General features: G+C 45.1%; 16 protein-coding genes. 14 read left to right on the plus strand and 2 right to left on the minus strand.

Annotated features, from left to right (window positions below; translation table 11 throughout):
* Window positions 1-164 precede the first annotated feature (164 nt).
* The 13 genes from rlmD (at window position 165) to rpoS (ending at window position 14,375) form a co-directional block, all read left to right on the plus strand.
* Complete coding sequence (gene rlmD / locus L4B77_RS12545) at window positions 165-1,484, plus strand: 23S rRNA (uracil(1939)-C(5))-methyltransferase RlmD (protein ID WP_429750786.1); 1,320 nt, start codon at window positions 165-167, stop codon at window positions 1,482-1,484.
* Window positions 1,485-1,620: 136 nt separating this feature from the next.
* Window positions 1,621-3,843: a GTP diphosphokinase gene (gene relA, locus L4B77_RS12550; RefSeq protein ID WP_429750815.1), complete on the plus strand. Its 2,223-nt coding sequence runs from the start codon at window positions 1,621-1,623 to the stop codon at window positions 3,841-3,843.
* A gap of 210 nt (window positions 3,844-4,053) precedes the next feature.
* Window positions 4,054-4,869: a nucleoside triphosphate pyrophosphohydrolase gene (gene mazG / locus L4B77_RS12555; RefSeq protein WP_261838111.1), complete on the plus strand. Its 816-nt coding sequence runs from the start codon at window positions 4,054-4,056 to the stop codon at window positions 4,867-4,869.
* Window positions 4,870-5,001: 132 nt separating this feature from the next.
* Entirely contained in the window at window positions 5,002-6,642 is a 1,641-nt protein-coding gene (gene pyrG / locus L4B77_RS12560) for a CTP synthase (RefSeq protein WP_429750789.1), read from the plus strand.
* A gap of 78 nt (window positions 6,643-6,720) precedes the next feature.
* The gene (eno, locus tag L4B77_RS12565) at window positions 6,721-8,019 is read left to right on the plus strand and encodes a phosphopyruvate hydratase (protein WP_429750791.1); all 1,299 of its coding nucleotides are present in this window, start codon (window positions 6,721-6,723) and stop codon (window positions 8,017-8,019) included.
* 357 nt (window positions 8,020-8,376) lie between these two features.
* The gene (gene ftsB, locus L4B77_RS12570) at window positions 8,377-8,658 is read left to right on the plus strand and encodes a cell division protein FtsB (RefSeq protein ID WP_429750793.1); all 282 of its coding nucleotides are present in this window, start codon (window positions 8,377-8,379) and stop codon (window positions 8,656-8,658) included.
* Window positions 8,658-9,359 (plus strand): 2-C-methyl-D-erythritol 4-phosphate cytidylyltransferase, encoded by a 702-nt coding sequence (ispD, locus tag L4B77_RS12575; RefSeq protein WP_429750795.1) that lies wholly within the window; start codon window positions 8,658-8,660, stop codon window positions 9,357-9,359. Before ftsB ends, ispD begins: the two co-directional genes overlap by 1 nt.
* Before the next feature lie 2 nt (window positions 9,360-9,361).
* Entirely contained in the window at window positions 9,362-9,841 is a 480-nt protein-coding gene (gene ispF, locus L4B77_RS12580; protein WP_429750797.1) for a 2-C-methyl-D-erythritol 2,4-cyclodiphosphate synthase, read from the plus strand.
* A 22-nt stretch (window positions 9,842-9,863) separates the two neighbouring features.
* Window positions 9,864-10,910, plus strand: a complete 1,047-nt coding sequence (truD, locus tag L4B77_RS12585; RefSeq protein ID WP_429750799.1) for a tRNA pseudouridine(13) synthase TruD — start codon at window positions 9,864-9,866, stop codon at window positions 10,908-10,910.
* Between the two features lie 76 nt (window positions 10,911-10,986).
* Window positions 10,987-11,730, plus strand: a complete 744-nt coding sequence (gene surE / locus L4B77_RS12590; RefSeq protein WP_372040751.1) for a 5'/3'-nucleotidase SurE — start codon at window positions 10,987-10,989, stop codon at window positions 11,728-11,730.
* On the plus strand, window positions 11,731-12,357 hold the full coding sequence (locus tag L4B77_RS12595; protein WP_429750801.1) for a protein-L-isoaspartate(D-aspartate) O-methyltransferase: 627 nt from the start codon (window positions 11,731-11,733) through the stop codon (window positions 12,355-12,357).
* Between the two features lie 33 nt (window positions 12,358-12,390).
* Window positions 12,391-13,293 carry a murein hydrolase activator NlpD gene (gene nlpD, locus L4B77_RS12600; RefSeq protein ID WP_429750803.1) on the plus strand — a complete coding sequence of 301 codons (903 nt, stop codon included), beginning with the start codon at window positions 12,391-12,393 and terminating at the stop codon, window positions 13,291-13,293.
* Window positions 13,294-13,391: 98 nt separating this feature from the next.
* Complete coding sequence (gene rpoS / locus L4B77_RS12605) at window positions 13,392-14,375, plus strand: RNA polymerase sigma factor RpoS (RefSeq protein ID WP_429750805.1); 984 nt, start codon at window positions 13,392-13,394, stop codon at window positions 14,373-14,375.
* A 138-nt stretch (window positions 14,376-14,513) separates the two neighbouring features.
* Here the strand turns inward: rpoS and mutS are convergent, their stop codons facing one another.
* Window positions 14,514-17,099, minus strand: a complete 2,586-nt coding sequence (mutS, locus tag L4B77_RS12610) for a DNA mismatch repair protein MutS (RefSeq protein ID WP_429750807.1) — start codon at window positions 17,097-17,099, stop codon at window positions 14,514-14,516.
* 174 nt (window positions 17,100-17,273) lie between these two features.
* On the opposite strand from mutS, the gene L4B77_RS12615 reads away from it, so the two are divergent.
* Window positions 17,274-17,825 (plus strand): Arm DNA-binding domain-containing protein, encoded by a 552-nt coding sequence (locus tag L4B77_RS12615; RefSeq protein ID WP_429750809.1) that lies wholly within the window; start codon window positions 17,274-17,276, stop codon window positions 17,823-17,825.
* On the opposite strand, the gene L4B77_RS12620 is transcribed toward L4B77_RS12615, so the two are convergent.
* The coding region (locus tag L4B77_RS12620; protein WP_429750811.1) for an IS66 family transposase at window positions 17,791-18,034 on the minus strand (244 nt) is incomplete at its 5' end. The genes L4B77_RS12615 and L4B77_RS12620 overlap by 35 nt on opposite strands.

Raw genomic sequence — 18,034 nt, forward strand, 5'->3', positions numbered from 1 at the left:
TTCTTTAATTACATCGAGGTCTGGATATGGGAAAATAACGCACACAAGGGCGGTTAAGTGAACGGTAAGCTTAATCAAAGCCGTGACGTTCGACAATGATTCCAAGGCATAATAGTGAGTCCTGGATACCAATTACTCATTAAAAGAGACATTAGGCACAAGTAATGGCACGTTTTTTCCAACCAAAAAAGAAAACTCAATTCGAGACAAAGCATCAATCGGTTTTGGTTGAGCGAATGGATCACAATGGCGCGGGCATCGCTTATCAGAAGAATAAGCCGGTTTTCATTGACGGTGCATTGCCTGGTGAGCAAGTGGTCATTCAGCTGACTGAAAGCAAGAGTAAATTTGCGCGAGCAAAACTCATCAAATTACTGAAGCCGAGTGAGCAGCGTTTAACGCCATTTTGTAAGCACTTTAATCAGTGCGGTGGTTGTCATCTTCAACACCTGAGTTACGCTTCTCAGGTGGAGCATAAATTGCAGTCTTTGACACACCTGATGAGCCAGTATCAAACGATTGATACTCAGCTAGCCCAACCTATTCTTGGTAATGAAACCGGTTATCGACGCCGCGCTCGTATCAGCCTATTTGTTGATAAGAAGACACAGCAGCTTCAATTCGGTTTCCGTAAGAAACAGAGTAAGATGATTGAGAACATCACTGACTGTGCCGTGCTGGATCCTCGCCTTAATGTATTGCTGCCAAAACTGAAAAATTTACTCAACACTTTCAACAACCTTACGTCTTTAGGACACGTTGAATTGGTGTTGGGCGATACTGGCCCGGTTATGGTGCTACGTCACCTTAAGCCTTTGCTTGAAAAAGATAAGCAAGTGTTGATTGCGTTAGCGAACGAAGAAGGCGCTACGCTGTACTCGATGCCTGAAACCGATAAGTTGGTTCGTTGGGTGGGTGATGCACCTTCTTATAGCGAAACTGGCGTGACGTTACCGTTTGAGCCAAACCACTTTATCCAAGTGAATCAGAAAGTGAACCAGCAGATGGTGGCTCAAGCGATTGAGTGGCTAGAGCCTCAAGCTGATGAGCGAGTGCTAGACCTGTTTTGTGGTCTAGGTAACTTCAGTTTACCTATCGCACAACAATCGGCGTTTGTGGTTGGTGTGGAAGGGGTGGATGAAATGGTTCAGCAAGCCACATCTAATGCAGCGTTAAATCAGTTAAGCAATGTAGCTTTTTATCAAGCGAACCTGGAAGAAGACTTATCTTTGCAAGCTTGGGCAAAAGAGAAATTCGATAAAATTCTACTTGACCCAGCACGAGCTGGAGCGAGTGGGATCGTGGATCAAGTTTCGACGTTAGGAGCGAAGCGCGTGGTTTATGTTTCCTGTAATCCTGCTACTCTAGCGAGAGACTCCGAGAGCTTAGAAAAGCAAGGCTATCGGTTAGCTAAGTTGGGTATGTTGGACATGTTCCCTTATACTAGTCATCTCGAGTCGATGGCACTCTTTATTAAGGCTTAGAAGCCCTTCAACAAGGTTTGAGTGACATGTAAAGGTACAGGGTAGCCGCCTGTGCTGATATCAATATGAGTCGAACTAACTTGGAATCAGTTAGTCATATTGAGTTGGGTATAAACATAATAACTAGGAAGACATGATGGTTGCGGTACGAAGCGCACATTTAAACCCAAGCGAACAGTTTGAGCTAGACAGTTGGATTGCGTCACTGAATCAAGATGCAAAAACCTCAAATAAACTGAATAAAGTTTATCGTCACTGTGAAGAGCTATTAAAAGATCATGAGCAAGCGTCGCTCTTGCTTTGGCGTGGTCGAGAGATGATCGAAATTTTGGTCACCTTGTCCATGGACCGTGCAACATTAGTCGCCGCACAACTCTTCCCCGTGGTATCAAGTGGCGTTTTTGAACGCGAAGTATTCGAGGAAAGCTACGGTAAAGAAACCGTAAAATTGATTGATGGTGTTGAAGAAATGGCGGCCTTAGGGCAGCTCAACGTGACCATTGAAGGCAGTGCAGCCTCGGGACAAGTTGACAACGTTCGACGCATGTTGTTGGCAATGGTGGATGATTTTCGCTGCGTGGTCATCAAACTTGCGGAGCGAATCTGTAACCTCATTGAGGTAAAAAAGGCCCCTGATGCTGTGCGCCGCGCAGCCGCTAAAGAGTGCTCTAACATCTATGCGCCTCTTGCAAACCGTTTAGGCATTGGCCAGCTTAAGTGGGAAATCGAAGATTACGCATTTCGCTATCAACAGTCAGATACCTACAAGCAGATTGCTAAACAACTGTCTGAGCGTCGTATCGTCCGCGAGCAATACATCACAGACTTCGTTGATGATTTAACGGAAGAGATGCTGCGTTCAAACATCAATGCAGAAGTCAGCGGACGACCAAAACACATCTACAGTATCTGGCGCAAAATGCAGAAAAAAGGCTTGGCCTTTGATGAGCTTTTTGACGTACGGGCGGTACGTATCATCGCTGATCAGCTTCAAGATTGTTATGCCGCCCTCGGTATCGTACACACCAAATATAAACACCTACCCAGTGAATTTGATGATTACGTGGCGAACCCTAAGCCAAACGGTTACCAATCGATTCATACTGTGGTTTTGGGTCCAGAAGGCAAGACCATTGAAATTCAGATCCGTACCAAGCAAATGCATGAAGACTCGGAGCTGGGCGTGGCTGCGCACTGGAAGTACAAAGAGGGCGCTTCAAGCGGACGCAGTGGTTACGACGAGAAAATCACTTGGTTGCGTAAACTTATCGATTGGCAAGAAGAGATGTCGGATTCTGGCGAGATGCTGGATGAAGTTCGCAGTCAAGTGTTTGATGACCGTGTTTATGCCTTTACACCACGCGGTGATGTGGTCGATCTGCCGATGGGTGCAACCCCATTGGATTTTGCTTACCATATTCACTCCATGGTTGGACACCGCTGTATTGGTGCTAAAGTCGCGGGACGTATCGTACCGTTTACTCATAAATTATCGATGGGCGATCAGGTTGAAATTATTACCCAGAAAGAACCGAACCCATCACGTGACTGGTTAAATCCAACCACAGGTTTTGTTCATTCGAGTCGGGCTCGTGCCAAAATTAACGCATGGTTCCGTGCTCAAAGCCGCGAGAAGAACCTAGAAGCTGGCCGAGATATCCTTGAAGTGGAACTCGCGAAAATCGGTGCAACGTTAAAAGATGCAGATCAATACGCACTGAGACGCTTTAACGTCAACACGCCTGACGAGCTCTATGCCGGTATCGGCAGTGGCGACTTGCGCATTAACCAAGTGGTTAATCACATCAATGCTTTGGTTAATAAACCGACAGCAGAAGAAGAAGACAAGAAAGCGCTAGAGAAATTGCTTGAGTCGGAAAATAAGCCAGCACAGCAAAGTCGTCCTAAGAAAGATGCAGTTGTGGTGGAAGGGGTTGATAATCTAATGACCCACTTGGCTCGTTGCTGTCAACCTATCCCGGGAGATGTAATCAAAGGTTACATCACTCAAGGTCGAGGCATCTCCGTGCATCGTGCTGATTGTGAGCAATTGGGTGAACTTAATTTGCACGCGCCAGAGCGTATTATTGATACAGTTTGGGGCAATGGTTTTGTCGGTTCTTACATTCTAACGTTACGTGTTGAAGCCTTAGAGCGTAATGGCTTGTTGAAAGATATCACCGCACTGTTCTCGAATGAAAAGATCAGTGTGACGACAATGAAGAGCCGTACTGACTATAAACGTCAGCTGTCGGTCATGGATTTTGACTTGGAATTGACCAATATTGAGGTTTTAAGTCGTGTGACCAGCCGAGTCGAGCAGATCAAAGATGTCATGAGCGTCAAGAGATTAGGATGATACCAAGTATCATCCTCGTCATTCCCTACAGTGAGGGACGAACGTGATAGGGAATCTCGCCAAGCGATTTGAGATCCCCAACTCGCTCATTCTTCGCTCTTGAGGATGACGGAAAGAATAGAAAGGTGAGTGGTTTTGGCTGCTCACCTTTTTTAGTTTCAACCGAAGTTTTAAATTTAAAAATCAAAGACAGTGAATAGGAAGAAAACGATGAATCACCCGATTGAACAACTTGAACAGATCATGACTAAGCTGCGCGATCCAGAAGGTGGCTGTCCTTGGGATTTGAAACAAAATTTTGAAACCATTGTGCCGCATACTATCGAAGAGACTTACGAAGTAGTGGATGCGATTCACAACAAAGACTGGCCGAACCTACAAGAAGAGTTGGGTGACTTGTTGTTTCAGGTGATTTTCTACAGCCAACTGGCGAAAGAGCAGGGGCTGTTTGAGTTCTCTGATGTGGTTGACGGCATCAATGAGAAGCTCACGCGCCGCCATCCGCATGTGTTTTCTGATACCGAGTTTGCGAACGATGAAGAAATCAATGCCAACTGGGAAGCTGAAAAAGCTAAAGAAAAGGCACAGGCAGGAAAAAATCAAGAAAGTATTCTAGACTCAATACCAAACTCTCTACCTGCACTTTCGCGTGCTACAAAAATTCAAAAACAGGTCGCGAAATATGGTTTCGATTGGGACTCTATTGGTCCAGTTGCGAACAAGGTTTTAGAGGAAGTTGATGAGGTGCTAGAGGAAGCACTTCAAGTGACGCCAAACGAAGATTTAGTGGAAGAAGAGTTGGGGGATTTACTGTTCGCGACGGTTAATTTGGTCCGTCATCTAGGTAAAAACCCAGAATTAGCTCTGGCAAAAGCCAATCTAAAGTTTTCACGTCGCTTTAAAGGTGTGGAGCAAATCGTCCGTCAACAAGATAGAGTTTTGACCGATTTTTCACTGCAACAGCTTGATTCCATGTGGGATGAAGTCAAAGTGGCGGAGAAAAGTTCAGCAAAGCTTTTATCATGAATTGATTTGAAGCAAAAAATAAAAAATAGCAGTGTGATAGATTTCACGTTGTGGCGATAAGGGGCTTCTGGTATATTTTCATCCCGTCCAGAAGTAATCCATTTCCCTCATTCAACCAATTTCAGGTTAAACATGACGACAAATTACATTTTTGTTACTGGCGGGGTTGTATCCTCTCTAGGTAAAGGTATTGCAGCAGCATCTCTTGCGGCTATTTTAGAAGCTCGTGGTCTTAAAGTGACTATGATGAAGCTTGACCCTTACATCAACGTTGATCCAGGCACAATGAGCCCGACTCAACACGGTGAAGTGTTCGTTACGGAAGATGGCGCTGAAACTGACCTTGACCTTGGTCACTATGAGCGATTCATTCGCACCAAAATGACTAAGCGTAACAATTTCACAGCTGGTCGTGTTTACTCAGACGTTCTAGCTAGAGAGCGTCGTGGTGATTACCTAGGTGCCACCATTCAGGTTATCCCACACATCACTAATGCTATAAAAGAACGTGTAATATCTGGCGCTAACGGTCACGATATCGCGATCGTTGAAGTGGGTGGTACGGTTGGTGATATCGAATCTCTACCATTCATGGAAGCGATTCGTCAGCTAGCCGTAGAACTAGGTCGTGAACGCGCAATGTTCATGCACCTGACTCTTGTTCCTTACCTAGCTGCTGCGGGCGAAGTGAAAACCAAGCCAACGCAACACTCTGTAAAAGAGTTGCTATCGATTGGTATTCAACCAGATATTCTCGTTTGCCGTTCAGACCGTAACATTCCGACAAATGAGCGTAAGAAAATTGCCTTGTTCTGTAATGTGCAAGAAAATGCCGTTATTTCTATGCGCGATGTTGACTCTATCTACAAGATCCCTCAGCTTATTAAAGCTCAAGGCACAGATGATCTTGTATGTAAGCGCTTCGGCATTACTGCTCCAGAAGCAGACTTGTCTGAATGGGAGCAAGTCATTTACGAAGAAGCAAACCCAACGGGTGAAGTGACGATTGGTATGGTTGGTAAGTACATTGAACTACCAGACGCATACAAATCAGTAAATGAAGCGCTAAAACACGCGGGCTTGAAAAATCGCCTAAGCGTTACTATTAAATACGTAGATTCACAAGACGTTGAGTCTCGTGGTGTCGAAATTTTAGAAGGCCTAGATGCAATCCTAGTTCCTGGTGGCTTTGGTGATCGTGGTGTTGAAGGTAAGATTCTTGCTGCTCAATACGCTCGTGAAAACAAAGTGCCGTACTTAGGTATCTGTCTAGGTATGCAAGTTGCACTTATCGAGTACGCTCGTAACGTTGCGAAAATGGAAGGGGCACACTCTTCTGAATTCTGTACTGAAACTAAGTACCCAGTTGTAGGTCTTATCACTGAGTGGACTGATGGCGAAGGTAACGTTGAAGAGCGTACAGAAACATCTGACCTTGGCGGCACAATGCGTCTTGGATCACAGCTTTGTCACCTAGCAAAAGGGACGAAAGCTTATGAACTATACGGTAGCGCGACGATCCATGAACGTCACCGTCACCGTTACGAAGTGAACAACAATCTTCGTCCACAAATTGAAAAAGCGGGCCTAAAAGTATCGGGTCTATCTGCGGACAAGAAACTGGTTGAAGTTATTGAGAACCCGAACCACCCATGGTTCGTTGCTGCTCAATTCCACCCAGAGTTCACTTCAACACCTCGCGATGGTCACCCATTGTTTGCAGGTTTCGTAAAAGCAGCTGGTGAGTACCAGCGTGGCGAATTAGAGAAGTAAAAAATACAGGTAGCTGCGTAAGTTGTGCTGCTACCTTTAAATTTGACATTTATATATTCAACGAGAAGGAAACATTCAATGTCTAAGATCGTTAAAGTTCTAGGTCGTGAAATCATCGATTCACGTGGTAACCCAACTGTAGAAGCTGAAGTACACCTAGAAGGCGGTTTCGTCGGTATGGCTGCTGCTCCATCTGGTGCATCAACTGGTTCACGTGAAGCTCTTGAGCTACGTGACGGCGACAAATCACGTTTCCTAGGTAAAGGTGTTCTTAAAGCGATTGAAGCTGTAAACGGCCCAATTGCTGAAGCACTAGTTGGCAAAGATGCTAAAGACCAAGCTGCAATCGACGCAGTGATGATCGACCTTGACGCGACTGAAAACAAATCTAAGTTCGGTGCTAACGCAATCCTAGCGGTTTCTCTAGCAAACGCTAAAGCAGCAGCAGCAGCGAAAGGTATGCCTCTATACGAGCACATCGCTGAGCTAAACGGTACTGCTGGTCAGTTCTCTATGCCTCTACCAATGATGAACATCATCAACGGTGGTGAGCACGCAGATAACAACGTTGACATCCAAGAGTTCATGATCCAACCAGTTGGCGCTAAGACTCTTAAAGAAGGTCTACGTATCGGCGCTGAAGTATTCCACAACCTAGCTAAAGTTCTTAAGTCTAAAGGCTACAGCACTGCAGTTGGTGATGAAGGTGGTTTCGCTCCAAACCTTAAGTCTAACGCTGAAGCTCTAGAAGTTATCGCAGAAGCTGTTGCTGCTGCTGGTTACGAACTAGGTAAAGACGTGACTCTAGCTATGGACTGTGCAGCATCTGAGTTCTTCGACAAAGAAGCTGGCATCTACAACATGAAAGGCGAAGGTAAAACGTTCACTTCTGAAGAGTTCAACCACTACCTAGCTGAGCTAGCGAGCAAGTTCCCAATCGTTTCTATCGAAGATGGTCTAGACGAGTCTGATTGGGCTGGCTTCAAGCACCAAACTGAACTACTAGGTGACAAACTTCAACTAGTAGGTGACGATCTATTCGTTACAAACACTAAGATTCTTGCTGAAGGTATCGAGAAAGGCGTAGCTAACTCTATCCTTATCAAGTTCAACCAAATCGGTTCTCTAACAGAGACTCTAGCTGCAATCAAGATGGCTAAAGACGCAGGTTACACAGCAGTAATCTCTCACCGTTCTGGCGAAACTGAAGATGCAACTATCGCTGATCTAGCGGTAGGTACAGCTGCAGGTCAAATCAAAACTGGTTCTATGAGCCGTTCTGACCGTGTTGCTAAGTACAACCAACTAATCCGTATCGAAGAAGCTCTAGGTTCTAAAGCGCCTTTCAACGGTCTTAAAGAAGTTAAAGGTCAATAATCTCTCGTAGATTATTAATCTAAGCTTTGAATGCCTCGCTTATGCGGGGCATTTTTTTGCCTAAAATTCATCATTCCATAGAGCGACGAAGGAGATAGTAGGGAATCTCCTCAAAAATTCGGCTCGCTTTAAGAGATCCCCAACTCATTCGTCCCTCATTCTTGAGGATGACAGTATTGGTTTCGTCATTCCCTAGGCTGACGAAGGAAGGAATAGGAAATCTCATCACGGGTTTCGAATTACAATAATTTCCCGACTAATTAATTCCCTTTCACCACACATCTCGCACCACTAGGCGCATTATGGTATATATGTCCCTTACTCCAGTTCCTTATTTTTCAATCGGCGAAAGGTGTTATGCGAATTTTTGCTTTAGTACTATTTTTAGTGTTGGGTTGGCTACAACATACACTGTGGATCGGCAAAAATGGTATCTCTGACTATTACGGTGTGAGCAACGAAATTCAAGTTCAACAACAAGTAAATGAAAAACTGAACATTCGAAATGCTGAGATGTTCGCGGAGATCGACGATCTACGCCAAGGCCTAGATGCGATTGAAGAGCGTGCGCGTCATGAGCTTGGTATGGTCAAAGATGGCGAAACGTTTTATCGCATTATTGGTGAGGAATCCGATTAATGTCGACTCAACTTCAAAGTGTGATTGCCGTTGTACCTGCGGCGGGTGTGGGTAGCCGAATGAAGGCAGACCGCCCTAAGCAATACCTTAAAATCCACGGCAAAACAATTTTAGAGCACACCGTTGAGAAATTAATATCTCACCCACAAGTCTCTCAAGTTGTGATTGCGATCAGTGATGATGACCCGTATTACCCTGAGCTAGCACTTAACCTGAACTCACAAGTGCTCAGAGTGTCAGGTGGAAGTGAGCGAGCGGACTCAGTACTCTCTGCTTTAAACTATATTGCTGAGCAACAGCTCGGTGATTGGGTGATGGTTCACGATGCTGCAAGACCTTGTGTTCAGCTAAGTGATATCGATAAGTTGATTTCAGGTGCGATGAACCATGATGTAGGGGCTATTTTGGCCGCTCCCGTTCGTGACACGATGAAGCGAGGTGCCCAAGGGCAGATTGAGCAGACCGTTGACCGAGCCGATTTATGGCATGCTCTTACGCCACAAATGTTTCGTAGTAAACCGTTACGTAATGCCTTGAGTCAAGCGTTAGCGCAAGGGGTTTCGATTACCGATGAAGCCTCAGCCTTTGAGTGGAAAGGCTTATCACCGGCACTGGTTGCTGGGCGTTCAGATAATTTTAAAATTACTCAGCCGGAAGATTTGGCTTTGGCTGAGTTTTATTTAAGTCAGAATAAGGAATAGTGATGATTCGTATTGGCCATGGCTTTGATGTACATAAGTTTGGTGGTGAAGGCCCGGTAATCATTGGGGGAGTCAGTATCCCTTACGAGCAAGGTCTTATTGCACACTCAGACGGTGATGTTGCCCTTCATGCGTTGTGTGACGCTCTATTGGGGGCCATTGCTGCGGGGGATATTGGTCGTCATTTCCCTGATACCGATGATGAATGGAAAGGTGCGAATAGTCGTGAACTACTGAAAGATGTTTACCGTCGAGTAAAAGAACAAGGTTACGTGATTGGTAATGCTGATATTACTATCATGGCGCAAGCTCCAAAGATGGCACCTCATATAGACGCTATGTGCCAAGCGATTGCTCAAGACCTAGAAACCAGCATCAGCAATGTGAATGTAAAAGCGACGACCACTGAGCGTTTAGGTTTTACAGGTCGCAAAGAGGGCATCGCATGTGAAGCGGTGGTCCTAATTACTAAAAGTGCGTAAGCACCAACACGAAAAGAACAGCATGTCAGATATTTTATCTTCATTGGCTTACCTAAATGGTAAACCAACTGCGAAAGCAAAACTAAAAGCAAAAGCCGAACACTTTGTCGTCAATGAAGACTTAGGTTTTGAGTTTACAGGTGAAGGCGAACACCTAATGGTTCGTATTCGTAAAACTGGTGAAAACACGAGTTTCGTCGCAAACGAACTGGCTAAAGCTTGCGGTGTTAAGTCGAAAGACGTCAGCTGGGCAGGTTTAAAAGACCGTCACGCGGTGACTGAGCAGTGGTTGAGTGTACACCTACCGAAAGGTGAGCCTGACTTTTCAGCTTTCTTAGCACAGTACCCAAGCATTGAGATCTTGGCGACAGCGCGTCACAACAAAAAGTTACGTCCGGGTGATTTAGTTGGCAACCAATTCGAGCTGACTTTGTCTGAAGTTACGGATTGCGATGATGTGATCAAGCGTTTAGAAAAAGTTGCACAAGTCGGCGTACCAAATTACTTCGGTGCTCAACGCTTTGGTAATGAAGGTAATAATTTATCTGAAGCTCGTCGTTGGGGGCGTGAAAACGTTCGCACGCGCAATCAAAATAAGCGCAGTTTGTATCTCTCTGCGGCTCGTTCTTGGATCTACAACTTAATCCTCTCCGATCGAATTGAGCAAGATGCGTTTGCATCGGTATTGGTTGGCGATATTGTTGTGAAAGACGGTGCTCAAATCGCGGTTACGGCAGGCAATATTGAAACGGTAAACCAAGACGTCGCGAATGGCTCGGCATCGGTTACTGTTGCTTTGGCGGGGGATAATATCTTGCCAACGACTGATGAGTCTCAAGCGTTAGAGCAAAAACATCTTGATTCTGAACCTGATTTAATGGCGCTGATTCGCGGTAACCGCATGCGCCATGACCGCCGTGAAGCATCGTTAAAACCAACCGATCTAACTTGGGAAGTGAATGAAGATAGTGTCACTCTTAAGTTCTCTCTAGACGCAGGCTGTTTCGCAACCGCTATCGTTCGTGAGTTGGTTGAAGAAGTGCAAGTAGAAAGAACTTACGAGCAATGATGCTTCTGCTTGGATCCGGGTCACTTGATATTGGCATTTAAGTGGCTTGGTATGGGAACAAAAGAAAGGATACAAGATGAAGATTTTACTCAGCAATGATGATGGTGTGCACGCTCAAGGTATTCATGAGTTGGCGAATGAGCTACGTGATCTTGCTGAAGTTATCATTGTGGCCCCTGACCGTAATCGCTCGGGTGCGTCAAATTCATTAACTTTAGAGCAGCCTCTGCGTGTTCAAGCGATTGCTGAAAATACCTATTCAGTACAAGGAACGCCGACCGACTGTGTGCATTTTGCGTTAAACGAACTGCTAAAGAATGATATGCCTGATCTGGTTTTAACGGGCATTAATCACGGTGCAAACTTGGGTGATGACGTGCTTTATTCGGGTACAGTAGCAGCCGCAATGGAAGGTCACTTTCTTGGTGTTCAATCGGTCGCGTTTTCTCTGGTGGGAAAAAAACATTTTAAGACAGCGGCAGCGATTGCTCGTCGTATTGTCGAACAACATTTAGCAAATCCAATCCCGACCAATCGCTTGTTAAACGTAAACGTTCCTGATTTAGCCTTAGAACAACTGTCCGGTACTCAGGTGACTCGCCTAGGTGCTCGTCACCACGCTGAAGATATGATTAAGCAAAAAGACCCGCGTGGTCATGATATCTATTGGCTCGGTCCTCCAGGCAAAGAGCAAGATGCCGGTGAAGGCACCGATTTTTACGCGATTGAGCATGGCTTTGTGTCAGTAACACCGTTACAGGTCGATCTGACGGCACATGAGTCGCTGGGTGCGATGGCAACATGGTTAGGAGAGAAGTAAGTGAGTAATCCGCACGCTGAGCGTTTAATTACTTTTCTGATTGAAAATGGTATTCAGGATCAAAAGGTTCTTGATGCGATCTACCAACTGCCGAGAGAGTGCTTTTTATCACAGGCGATGTATCACCAAGCTTATGATAATAACGCACTTCCCATCGGACATGGGCAGACAATCTCTCAGCCGTATATTGTTGCTAAAATGACGGCGTTACTTGAATTGAAACAAGAGAGTCATGTGTTAGAAATTGGTACTGGTTCAGGCTATCAAACTGCGGTATTGGCTCAACTTGTTAATCATGTTTATTCGGTTGAAAGAATAAAGTCGCTACAATGGGATGCCAAACGTAGGTTAAAGCAACTCGATTTCTACAATGTTTCAACCAAGCACGGTGATGGCTGGCAAGGGTGGTCTTCAAAAGCCCCTTTTGATGCGATTATTGTCACCGCGGCTGCAGAGTCGATTCCGCAAGCGCTTCTGCAACAGCTTAAAGATGGCGGCCGTTTATTAATTCCAGTCGGTGATGATGAACAACAGTTGTTGAAAATTGTTCGTCACGGTGATGAGTTTTTATCGAGTGTTATCGAGGAGGTCAGATTTGTGCCTCTTGTTCCTGGTGAGTTGGCTTAATAAAAACGAATGGTGTGGGTGGATAGAAAGTCAATGCGTTCAAAGTTATTAAAAGGAAGTCGTTTACTGCTGAGCTTGGCACTTGCCGGATGCACAGCACATTCACCTGCCCCCGTTTCTGGACTCAACAAGAGTTACTCATCGACTGACCGAGGCAGTTATCGTGGTAGCTACTATGAAGTAAAAAAAGGCGATACCCTTTACTTTATCGCTTATGTCACCAATAAAGATGTTAATGATTTGATTCGTTATAACAAGCTTTCTGCGCCTTATACTATTCACCCTGGGCAGAAGCTTAATTTATGGCACCCAACTTACAATGCTCCCGCATATGGTAAGTCAACGGTCGCGGTCGCAGCAGTTACTACTCCTATTCACGGAACAACAGCAAGTAAATCTAAAACGACTGTACAAAGGAATAAAACGTCTAAACCATCACCAACTCAAGCTAAGACAGGTGCGGTTAAAAAACACCCACCAAAGAAGGTTGAACAATCTAAATCAAAAGTGTATGTTAGTTCTAAAGGTAAACAAAATGTTAAACCACCTGCCAAGCCAGCAAGTGATAAAATATCCAAATGGTTATGGCCAACGAAAGGGAGAGTAATCAAGAATTTCTCTGTAGGTGAACAAGGAAATAAAGGCATAGACATAGCAGGACAGCGAGGTCAGCCAATAGTATCTACTGCAGGGGGAACGGTTGTTTATTCGGGTAATGCACTACGAGGTTACGGCAATCTAGTGATTGTGAAGCACAATGATAATTACTTAAGTGCATACGCGCATAACGATCGACTATTAGTATCTGAAGGACAAAGTGTGAAAGCAGGGCAGAAGATTGCAACAATGGGAAGCTCTGGAGCCAGCAGTGTTAGGCTGCACTTTGAGATTCGTTACCAAGGTAAGTCTGTTAATCCAAAACGATATTTACCTTAAATACAATATGTAAAAATGACGTATTGTATGAAGTGACATAGTCATTTAGCGACATATGAAGTTGTAATGTCATGCTAATTTCGCCAGGGGGAGGCGTTATGAGTATAAGCAATGCAGTAACTAAACAAGAGTTTGATCTTGACCAAGTAACCACGGAACCGGCAAAACTTGGAAAAGCAAAACAACAAACAGTCACTAAGAAAACCGAAGCGAAAGAAGACGCTGAAGTTACGTCTAAAAGTTTAGATGCCACTCAACTCTACTTAGGCGAAATCGGTTTCTCACCACTGCTAACCGCTGAAGAAGAAGTGTTATACGCACGTCGAGCTTTACGCGGTGATGAAGCAGCACGTAAACGCATGATCGAAAGTAACCTGCGTTTGGTGGTCAAAATTTCACGTCGTTACAGTAACCGAGGCCTTGCGCTTCTTGATTTAATCGAAGAAGGCAACTTAGGTTTAATTCGCGCCGTTGAGAAATTTGATCCTGAGCGTGGTTTCCGCTTTTCGACTTACGCAACGTGGTGGATCCGTCAAACCATCGAACGTGCTTTAATGAATCAGACTCGCACTATCCGTTTACCAATCCATGTTGTGAAAGAGCTGAACATTTACCTGCGTACCGCAAGAGAGTTATCTCAAAAACTTGACCATGAACCAACCGCTGAAGAGATCGCTTTTAAACTGGATAAGCCGGTGGGTGATGTCAGTAAGATGCTCCGTTTAAACGAAAGAGTAAGCTCTGTTGATACGCCAATTGGTGGTGACGGTGAGAAAGCGCTACTGGATATTATTCCAGATGTTAACAACTCTGATCCTGAGGTTTCCACTCAAGAGAGCGATATCAACAATTCGTTGATTTTTTGGCTTGATGAGCTTAACCCTAAGCAGAAAGAGGTGCTTGCACGTCGTTTTGGATTACTGGGCTATGAGCCGTCAACATTAGAAGAAGTTGGTCGTGAAATCAGTCTGACTCGTGAACGTGTTCGCCAAATCCAAGTCGAAGGTCTGCGTCGCCTACGTGAAATTTTAATCAAGCAAGGCCTGAATATGGAGAATCTGTTCAACGTAGAAAATGCTTAAATGATGTTGCTTTGAATTGAAGACAAATAAACGCTGACTTAAAGTCAGCGTTTTTTTGTTTGTGGCTTTGGTATTTTATGCCGCTTAATCAAAAAGACAGCACAAAACAGCAACAAGCGACTTGGAAAGGAAAAGGGACTAAAGCAGTTTCTTCAATCGGTAAAGTTCTTCTAATGCTTGGCGAGGGGTCAGATCATCAGGATCAACATTCGCTAGTGCCAGTTCCACTTCACTTGGTTCTGGGATCAGGCTCAGTTGGTTTGCGATATCAACGCCGCTTGGCTTTGAGGTTTGAGAGTCGATACTCAATGCTTCTAACTGAGTTAGCTTAGCACGAGCGTTTTTGATCACCGCTTTCGGTACGCCGGCTAATCCAGCTACCGCTAGGCCGTAAGATTTACTTGCCGCGCCTTCTTGAACTGCGTGCATAAAGGCAATGCTGTCGCCGTGTTCAACGGCGTCCAAATGCACGTTGGCCAGTGTTGGAAGCTGGTTTGGTAACTCGGTTAGTTCAAAGTAGTGCGTGGCAAACAGCGTCATCGCATTGATCTGATTTGCTAGCCATTCTGCGCTTGCCCAAGCCAGAGACAGGCCATCATAAGTACTGGTGCCGCGACCTATCTCATCCATTAACACAAGACTATTAGGCGTTGCATTGTGCAGAATATTTGCGGTTTCTGTCATCTCTACCATGAAGGTAGAACGACCTGAAGCCAAATCATCGGATGCGCCAATACGCGTAAAGATGCGGTCTATCGAACCAATGGTCGCGCTTTCTGCTGGTACATAACAACCGATATGAGCCATTAGTGCAATGAGCGCAGTCTGACGCATGTAGGTCGACTTACCCCCCATGTTTGGACCCGTGATGATCAGCATTTTACGTTGATCATTAAGGTCAATAGGGTTCGCAATAAAAGGTTCATCCATCACCTGTTCAACCACTGGGTGACGCCCCGCCTGAATGTGTACGCCAGCAGATTCTGTCATTGTTGGGCGACAGTAATCCAACGTATCAGCACGTTCAGCCAAGTTTTGTAGCACATCAAGCTGTGATACGGAAGAAGCGATGTTTTGCAGTCGCTCTAGATAAGGCAGTAGCAGATCAAACAACTCTTCCCACAACTGCTTCTCGATAGCCAGCGCTTTCGACTTAGAGTTAAGCACTTTATCTTCGTGCTCTTTTAGCTCAGGAATGATGTAACGTTCGGCGTTTTTCAGCGTTTGGCGGCGAACATAGTGTGGCGGCACAAGATGACTCTGCCCGCGGCTGACTTGAATAAAGAAACCGTGTACGTTGTTGTAGCCGACTTTTAATGTGTCGATACCGTGACGTTCACGTTCTTCTTTTTCAAGCTTATCCAGAAACTCGGTAGCACCTGCTGCTAGGTCACGCCATTCATCTAATTCTGCATTGTAGCCTTCTGCTATTACGCCACCATCGCGAATCACCACCGGTGGGTTCTCTTTGATCGCACGTTCAAGCAGTTGTGAAACTTCATCGACAGGAGAGGCATACTGAGCAAGCTGAGTCAGGTATGGGTGCTTAAGCTGGGTCAGTGTTTCAGCAAGCTCTGGTAAGTATTCCATTGCTTGGCGAAGTCGTGCCATATCACGTGGGCGTGCAGAACGAAGTGCAAGGCGAGCAAGAATACGTTCGATATCACCGATCTGTTTTAACGTTGGTTGTAGCTCTGCAAATAGAGCCAGATCTTTCATTTCACCAATCGCATCTAGGCGTTGATTCAGTGCTGAGATATTGCGCATTGGTTGATGCAACCAACGCTTAAGCATACGGCTGCCCATAGCGGTTGCCGTATGATCGAGTATTTCTGCTAAGGTGTTATCTGTGCCGCCACTCAAATTTTGGGTGATTTCTAGATTACGACGAGTAGCCGCATCAAGGATCACTGAGTGATCTTGCTTATCCATCGTCAGTGAGCGGATGTGTGGAAGAGCCGTACGTTGGGTGTCTTTTACATATTGAATCAAACAACCAGCCGCGCATAACCCAAGTTTGGCATCTTCAACGCCAAAGCCGACAAGATCACGAGTGCCAAACTGTTGGTTGAGCTGTTGCTTTGCTGTCTCTAATTCAAATTCCCATATAGGGCGGCGGCGATTACCATTACGGCTTGCCATTAGATTTACGGGCTCAAAATCTTCAGGGAACAGTAGCTCACGAGGTGAAGTTCTTTGTAGCTCTGCTGCCATCGCTTCTTCGGTTGCAGGTTCGCATAGCTGGAATCTGCCGGAAGTAATATCCAGTGTCGCGTAACCAAACTGGCCATTTTTGTGGTAAATAGCAGCAATCAGGTTATCAATACGCTCAGAAAGTAATGCTTCGTCAGTTACGGTTCCTGGAGTCACGATACGTACGACAGCGCGCTCCACCGGGCCTTTTGAAGTGGCGGGATTACCGATCTGCTCACAAATCGCTACGGATTCGCCTAGCTGCACTAACTTTGCAAGGTACCCTTCAACAGCATGGTATGGAACGCCAGCCATAGGAATCGGCTCACCATTTGATGAACCACGCTTAGTCAGTGAAATATCAAGGAATTGAGAGGCTTTTTTTGCATCATCGTAGAAAAGCTCGTAGAAATCTCCCATGCGGTAGAACAGCAAAATATCTGGATTTTCTGCTTTGAGTTTTAGGTACTGCTGCATCATAGGTGTATGCGCTGCTTTTATGTCTTTGTTTTTAGTGGTTTCTTTTTGCATTAAGTTACTTTAAATCAATGAGTTATGAATTTTTGGGATCTTCAACAAGTCCCACTAAGTATCAAAGGATTTCACTACAGCGCGATCATTAGTGTAGGTAAAAGTATAGTTTTTTTATTTCTTATACTAGATAATACAATCGCCGCACAATATTGCGATAAGGGACCCCGATAAATGGCTGAGAAGAAGAATATCAAATCTATAACGAATAAGACAATTGAGGCGCTAACGGTTAAGAAAGGTGTCTTGTCTGATACTGGAGAAAACCGAGGGCTAAGAATAGCCCGTGGAAAGACGGGCAGGAAAACTTTTACCTATCGTTATAGAAGCCCAGAGTCAGGTGGTAAACTTGTACAGATTAAGCTAGGTACCTTCCCTGATATGTCACTTGAGCAAGCTCGCATTAAGCTTCGTGAAATGAAGGCCATAAGAGAGCGGGGAATATGTCCAAAGGCTGACTTAGAAAGGCAAGAACAAGAGCGGCGTAAGTTATTAAAGACTGAGCGTGTTAATAGCATTACTCTCAAAGATGTGATCGATCATTATTTAGAAAATTATATTCAAGACAGATTGACTTCTTCTGGTGGAGTGATCTCAGGAGCTCGTAAGGCAAAAGGACAAAAAGAAGTTAGACGAACCTTGTATGTTGATATTGTGTATGCGCCCCATAATCCCACGGGGCGTTTTAATTTCAGTGTGAGACGTTCCAAGGCAGAAGAGAGTTAATATCAGGCTCTGGCTTTGCCAGTTCTTTCATACATTTGACCATGTAATCGTAGAGTATCAGTCCGTTCGCTTTCGCCGTCTCGATGATGCTATACAGCAAAGCACTCGCATCAGCACCAAGCGGATTCGTCGAGAATAACCAATTTTTTCTGCCAATGACCAGCGATTTGATTGCGCGCTCTGCTCGGTTGTTGTCGATAGATAAATGC

The sequence above is a fragment of the Vibrio minamisatsumaniensis genome, from assembly GCF_050337445.1.
GTDB lineage: Bacteria > Pseudomonadota > Gammaproteobacteria > Enterobacterales > Vibrionaceae > Vibrio > Vibrio artabrorum.